Annotated in this window: 6 protein-coding genes and 1 pseudogene; 1 reads left to right on the top strand and 6 read right to left on the bottom strand. The window is 72.4% G+C overall.

Annotated elements, in window-relative coordinates; all coding sequences use genetic code 11:
- Window positions 1–74: 74 nt before the first annotated feature.
- Complete coding sequence (locus IEY91_RS03650) at window positions 75–530, bottom strand: SsgA family sporulation/cell division regulator (protein WP_229696690.1); 456 nt, start codon at window positions 528–530, stop codon at window positions 75–77.
- A 187-nt stretch (window positions 531–717) separates the two neighbouring features.
- On the opposite strand from IEY91_RS03650, the gene IEY91_RS03645 reads away from it, so the two are divergent.
- The gene (locus IEY91_RS03645) at window positions 718–1944 is read left to right on the top strand and encodes a cytochrome P450 (protein ID WP_164318795.1); all 1227 of its coding nucleotides are present in this window, start codon (window positions 718–720) and stop codon (window positions 1942–1944) included.
- 20 nt (window positions 1945–1964) lie between these two features.
- Here IEY91_RS03645 and IEY91_RS03640 read toward each other — a convergent pair whose 3' ends face one another.
- The 5 genes and pseudogenes from IEY91_RS03640 to IEY91_RS42285 form a co-directional block, all read right to left on the bottom strand.
- On the bottom strand, window positions 1965–3248 hold the full coding sequence (locus IEY91_RS03640) for a cytochrome P450 (RefSeq protein ID WP_189172822.1): 1284 nt from the start codon (window positions 3246–3248) through the stop codon (window positions 1965–1967).
- Window positions 3245–3862 carry a GTP-binding protein gene (locus tag IEY91_RS03635; RefSeq protein ID WP_164318800.1) on the bottom strand — a complete coding sequence of 206 codons (618 nt, stop codon included), beginning with the start codon at window positions 3860–3862 and terminating at the stop codon, window positions 3245–3247. Before IEY91_RS03635 ends, IEY91_RS03640 begins: the two co-directional genes overlap by 4 nt.
- Entirely contained in the window at window positions 3843–4199 is a 357-nt protein-coding gene (locus IEY91_RS03630; protein WP_164318802.1) for a DUF742 domain-containing protein, read from the bottom strand. The genes IEY91_RS03635 and IEY91_RS03630 overlap by 20 nt, the downstream gene beginning before the upstream one ends.
- A complete protein-coding gene (locus IEY91_RS03625; RefSeq protein WP_164328057.1) occupies window positions 4196–4642 on the bottom strand; it encodes a roadblock/LC7 domain-containing protein in 447 nt (148 codons plus the stop codon). Before IEY91_RS03625 ends, IEY91_RS03630 begins: the two co-directional genes overlap by 4 nt.
- A 175-nt stretch (window positions 4643–4817) precedes the next feature.
- A pseudogene (locus IEY91_RS42285) lies at window positions 4818–5098 on the bottom strand (hypothetical protein); the annotation flags it as partial.

Here is a 5098-nt window from a genome sequence, read left to right as displayed (position 1 = left end):
CCGCCGGTCCCGGCGACTGCGCCGCGTACTCCCGTCCTGGCAGGACCACGCCGCGTCCTCCCGTCCCGGCGGGACTACGCCGCGTGCTCCCCGTACGTGCTCTCGTCCTGCCCCAGGCAGTCCAGGAGTTCGTCCAGGCTGACCCGCTCCTCGCCGGGCGGCACGACCGCGTGGGCGGTGGCCAGGAACGCGGTGAGGTCGGCCGCGGCGGCGTGCAGCACGGCGTGGCTGCGGCCCGCCGGGCCCGGGGTGCCGAGCAGTTCGATGCGTACGCCGTCGCCGCGCTCCGGGTCCGAGGTCGGTGCGACGCGCACGTCGCCCTCGCCGGCCGGGCGTGCGCAGCCCACGGTGAGCAGGTCCCGGTCCAGGCGCCAGCGCGTCACCTCGTCGCCGTCGCAGTAGAACGTCATGGTGACCGCGAAGGGATCCGCGGCCGCGTACGCGAAGTCGGCGGACAGGGGCGCGCGCCCGCCGCCCTGCTCGCCGGTCTCGAGTTCCATGAACACCGTCGCTCTGACCTCGGCCTCCACGGCGTGCCTCCAGTGGTTGGGGGTGTGAACCCCGTATGCCCCGGGCGACGCCGGAGATGCGGGGGAATGACAGGGGGAAAGCGGGGGGGAACAGGTGGGACACAGGAGGCGGGCTACGCACCCTGTCGGTTCTTTTCCTTGATCAATAGGCTGGGCCGGCCAGGCAGTCGCCCTCCGAAGGAGCCCCGTGTCCACTGCTCAGCCGATACCGGACATTCTCTCGCCCGAGTTCGCGGCCGATCCCTACCCCGTCTACCGCGCCATGCGGGAACACACCCCGCTGCTGTGGCACGAACCGACCAAAAGCTACATCGTGTCGCGCTACGAGGATGTCGCCCGCGTTTTCAAGGACAAGGAGTCGCAGTTCACCACCGAGAACTACGACTGGCAAGTGGAGCCCGTCCACGGTCGTACGATCCTCCAGCTCAGCGGGCGCGAACACGCCGTGCGCCGCGCCCTGGTGGCCCCGGCCTTCCGCGGCAGTGAGCTGCAGAACACATTCCTGCCGGTGATCCGCCGCAACTCCGAGGAACTGATCGACGCGTTCCGCGACCGCGGCTCCGCCGACCTCGTCGCCGACTACGCCACCCGCTTCCCGGTGAACGTGATCGCCGACATGCTGGGCCTGGACAAGGCCGACCACGCCCGCTTCCACGGCTGGTACACCACCGTCATCGCCTTCCTCGGCAACCTCGCGGGTGACCCCGAGGTGACCGCGGCGGGCGAGCGGACCCGGGTGGAGTTCGCCGAGTACATGTTCCCGGTGATCGCCCGGCGCCGGGAGAACCCCGGCACCGACCTGCTGTCCACGCTGTGCGCCGCCGAGGTCGACGGGGTGCGGATGAGCGACGAGGACATCAAGGCGTTCTGCAGCCTGCTGCTCGCGGCGGGCGGCGAGACCACCGACAAGGCGATCGCCGGCATCTTCGCGAACCTGCTCACGCACCCCGAGCAGCTCGCCGCCGTGCGCGAGGACCGCTCGCTGATCGAGCGGGCCTTCGCCGAGACGCTGCGCCACACCCCGCCGGTCCACATGATCATGCGTCAGACGGCGGCCGAGGTGGAGCTCGCGGGCGGCACCCTGCCCGCCGGGGCCACCGTGACCTGCCTCATCGGCTCGGCCAACCGGGACGGCGAGCGCTACAAGAACCCGGACCGCTTCGACATCTTCCGGGACGACCTGACGACGACCACCGCGTTCTCCGCGGCGGCCGACCACCTCGCGTTCGCCCTCGGGCGGCACTTCTGCGTGGGCGCGCTGCTGGCCCGTGCCGAGGTCGAGACGGGCGTCGATCAACTCCTGGACGCCATGCCGGATCTGCGGCTCGCCGACGGGTTCGTCCCCTCGGAGCAGGGCGTGTTCACCCGGGGACCGGCGTCCCTGCCCGTGGTGTTCACGCCCGTACCGCGCTGAGCAACGCCGTGCCGCCGCCGTCACTGCGCCACGGGCGTGAACTGCACCGGAAGCGCCGTGAGGCCGCGCATCCAGATCGACGGCCGCCAGGTGAGCTGTCCCGGGTCGACGGAGAGGACCAGGTCCGGAAGGCGCTCCAGGAGCGTCTCGACCGCCGTGCGCGCGATGACGTCGGCGAGCAGCGGCGCCGGGTAGGGGCAGCGGTGTTCGCCGTTGCTGAAGGACAGGTGGGCCGAGTTCTCGGAGCCCACCTGCGCGCCCGGCCAGATCTGCGGGTCGGCGTTGGCGGCGGCGAGGCCGAGGACGAGGCAGTCGCCCGCGCGGATGCGGCGCCCGCCGAGCTGGGTGTCGCGCACGGCCCAGCGCCCGATGAAGTTCTGCGTGGGCGTGTCCAGCCACAGGACCTCGTTGAGTGCCTGACTGACGCTCAGCCGGCCGCCGGAGACGTTGAGGGCGAACCGTTCGTCGGTAAGCAGCAGCCGCAGCGCGTTGCAGATCCAGTTGGCCGTGGGCTGCTGGGCGGCGGCGATGATCGAGATCAGGTCCTGGACGATCTCCTCGTCGGAGAGGCCCGCCGGGTGCTCCAGCATGCGCGAGGTGACGTCGGCCCCGGGGTTGCGCCGCCGCTCCTCGACCAGGTGGTGGACGCGCTCGCCGACGCGGACGTACGCCGCCACCGGGTCGTCGCCCTCGGCCGCGTCGAGGGACATCCGCAGGTCCTCGACGAGGGCCTCGGTGTCGGCGGCGCCGGGCGGCATGCCGACCATGTGGACGGCGGCGCGCATGGCGAGGGGGTGGGTGTAGACGCTCATCAGCTCGGCGTTGCCGCGCCCGGCGAAGGACGCGATGAGCTGGTCGGCGATGTACGCGCACTCGCGGCCGAGCTCGAACTGGTCGACGCTCTCCAGGGCTTCGGTGATGACGCCCGCGCGGCGGCGGTGCTCGGCGCCCTCGGTGAACAGGACGGAGGGCTGGTAGCCGACGAACGGCATCAGCGGCCAGTCGGCGGGGATGTCGTCCCACTGGTTCCAGCGCCGCGAGTCGCGGGCGAACAGCTCGTCGTGCGCGGTGACGTACGACACCTCGGAGTAGCCGAGGACGAGCCAGGCGGGCACGCCGCCGTCGAGCAGCACGGGCGCGACGGAGCCGTGCCTGGCGCGCATGTCGCGGTACAGGTCGAAGGGCGTCTGCTGGTACTCCAGGCCGCTGAGGGGCACCGCGTCGGGGTGGGCCGCGTGGGCGGGGCAGCCGGGCGGCGGGGTGCTCGGCCGCTGCCCGGTCACGGGTCCTGTCGCTTCGGTCATGCTGTCAGTTCCCGTTCCCGTGCCAGGTGGTGGAGGTGATCGACGAGGGTGATCAGCACGTCCTTGCCGGACGAGCGGACCCGGGCGTCGCACTCGATGAGGGGGACGTGGTCCGGCAGCGCGAGCGCGGCGCGTATCTCTTCGAGGGAATGGCGGGCCGTGTCGTCGTCGAAGCGGTTCACGGCGACGACGAAGGGCGTGCCGTGGTGTTCGAGCCGGTCGATGGCGTACCAGGACTCGTCCATTCTGCGGGTGTCCACGAGGACGACCGCGCCGAGCGTCCCGGAGAACAGCCGGTCCCACAGGAACCAGAAGCGCTTCTGTCCCGGCGCGCCGAACAGATAGAGCACCAGGCGGTCGTTGAGGCTGATGCGGCCGAAGTCGAAGGCGACGGTGGTGGTGTTCTTGCCGGTGGACTCGGGTACGCGGTCGACGTCGGCGCCCGCCTGCGTCATCACCTCTTCGGTGTTGAGCGGGCGGATCTCGCTGACCGAACGGACGAGGGTGGTCTTGCCGACGCCGAAGCCGCCCACCACGACGATCTTCAGGCCGGTTTCGGCCGTGTCGCGCAGCGGTGTCCGGGACGAGGGCAGCTCAGAGGTTGCGGAGCCCATGGAGCACCTCCGTGAGAAGAGCGGAATCGGGGAGCGCGGCGGAGGCCGCCACGCGGGGATGACGAGGGGTGATGCGGCCGGTCGCCTGGAGGTCCTCCAGGAGGATGCGGACGACGGTGATGGGCAGCGAGAGCTCCGCCGCGATCTCCACGACGGCCGTCGGGTGCCGGCACAGTTCGAGGATGCGCCGGTGCTCGGACTGCTGGCCGACGGCCGGTTCGCACTCGGCGACGATCAGCGTCACCAGGTCGAAGGAGCTGCCGTCGGAGCGGCTGCGGCCCCCGGTGACCGTGTAGAGCCGGTCGGGTTCGCCCACGTCGACGGGCCGCCGCGTCACGAGGCCGTGCTCCCGGGGCTGCTGGGCTTGCCGGGGTTCACGGTGCCCTGGGCGCGCGGCTCGGCCCGCAGGTGCTCGCCGATCTGGGAGACGAGCTGGCTCATCTGGTGGCCCACCACGCCGGGGTCGGCGTCCTCGTCGGCGATGACCGCGAGGTGCGCGCCCTGTCCGGCCTCCACGACGAAAAGCAGTCCGCCGTGGAACTCGGTCATCGAGTGCCGTACGCCGCCCGTGCCGTCGCCGAACTCCATGGAGGCGCCCTGGGCGAGCGCCTGGATGCCGGAGCAGATCGCGGAGAGCTGGTCGGCCTGGTCGAGGCCGAGGCCGGGGCTCCAGCACAGTTTCAGGCCGTCCCGGGAGAGCACGAGGGCGTGCCGGGTGCCGGGGGTGCCGTCGAGGAGGGTGTCCAGAAGCCAGTTCAGGCTGTTGTCAGTGGTCTGCATGTCGGTTCGGGCGATCACCGGGTGCGCGAACGCCCGTGCCTCCCTTTCGGTTTCGGGGCGGGGGTGGGGTACGTCGGGTGCCCTGGGGACGCGGCGTACGCGAGGTGCGGGACGCGTGCGGCGTACGAGGCGTACGCGGCCCGGGCGGGCCGCACCCCGGACGGGCGGGGCGTGTTCACTCGGCCCGCGGCGGCTCGGTCCCGTCGGCGGCCTCTGTGTTTTCGGCGGACTCGGCGGACTCGGCGGACTCGGCGGCGCGCCGGGAGCGGTGGAAGGCCCCGAAGCGGGCGCCCAGGTCGCGGGGCGGGCGCGGGGCCCCGCCCGTGGTCGCGCCGTCCGCGCCACCCGTGTCGGGGGCACCGTCCCGGCCACCTGAGGCGGCCGACTGCCCGGCGGCCGCCGCGGCCTGACGCTGCTGCAGCTCGGCGTGCGCGGCGGCCATGGTGCGGCCGGGCC

Source organism: Streptomyces lasiicapitis (assembly GCF_014646335.1).
GTDB lineage: Bacteria > Actinomycetota > Actinomycetes > Streptomycetales > Streptomycetaceae > Streptomyces > Streptomyces lasiicapitis.
This window is presented reverse-complemented; position numbering and strand designations above follow the sequence as displayed.

Bases quoted from the DNA above. Each gene is read 5' to 3' on its own strand.
- IEY91_RS03640 (WP_189172822.1), bottom strand. From the start codon at position 3,248: ATGACCGAAGCGACAGGACCCGTGACCGGGCAGCGGCCGAGCACCCCG.
- IEY91_RS03635 (WP_164318800.1), bottom strand. From the start codon at position 3,862: ATGGGCTCCGCAACCTCTGAGCTGCCCTCGTCCCGGACACCGCTGCGC.
- IEY91_RS03625 (WP_164328057.1), bottom strand. From the start codon at position 4,642: ATGCAGACCACTGACAACAGCCTGAACTGGCTTCTGGACACCCTCCTC.